At 62.4% G+C, this 651-nt stretch carries 1 pseudogene; it reads right to left on the bottom strand.

The features are described from left to right. Positions 1–51 precede the first annotated feature (51 nt). A pseudogene (locus EOA86_RS37305) lies at positions 52–651 on the bottom strand (hypothetical protein); the annotation flags it as partial.

The raw sequence follows: 651 nt of genomic DNA, 5'->3' as shown, positions 1-651 counted from the left end.
CTCCTGCACGCATCAGGGCGCCGAGAATGGCCGCGCCGACGACATCATGGATCAGATAGAGGATAGGTCATCAGGCCAATCTGGCACCAGCCGCGCCAGGACAGGTCGAGCCGCAAGGACCATGCCATCAGGGCTATGGCAACCAGGAAGAAGACGATCGGTGGCGCGTATGGCATCTGCTCTTCGACCTACGGTGTGAACATCGACCGAACTGGCGATCTGCAGGACGCAGCCGGCTAGAAACAGCGCGCAGAGGACAAGACGGAACGGCGTCACCGCCTTGAAGCGCATCAGCCAGATCATCACGCCCGTCGCAAAGAAGCATCCATGATGCACCAGCAGCAGGGCTAACCAACGCGTCTCGGCAAACTCCGACCAGTCGAGCGGATAATACAGGCACCAGAAGAGCGTGCTGATCAGGCCGATCGCGATGGCCACCACCTCCATCAGATGGAAGCGGCCCAGCCACAGCAAGGTCCAGACGACGGAGTAAAAGGCGATCTCGATGCCGAGCGTCCAATAGACGCTGTCGACCCAGGGCGAGTAGGGAGCGAACAATGCCGTGCGAACGAGCCGGGTCACGGCATCCGTCGGCCAGCTGAGCCCGACGGCGAGCAGCACCGGCGCGGTGACCGGCGCGCAGATCCAGAC

It is taken from the genome of Mesorhizobium sp. M5C.F.Ca.IN.020.32.2.1, assembly GCF_004023105.1.
Lineage (GTDB): Bacteria > Pseudomonadota > Alphaproteobacteria > Rhizobiales > Rhizobiaceae > Mesorhizobium > Mesorhizobium wenxiniae.
This window is presented reverse-complemented; position numbering and strand designations above follow the sequence as displayed.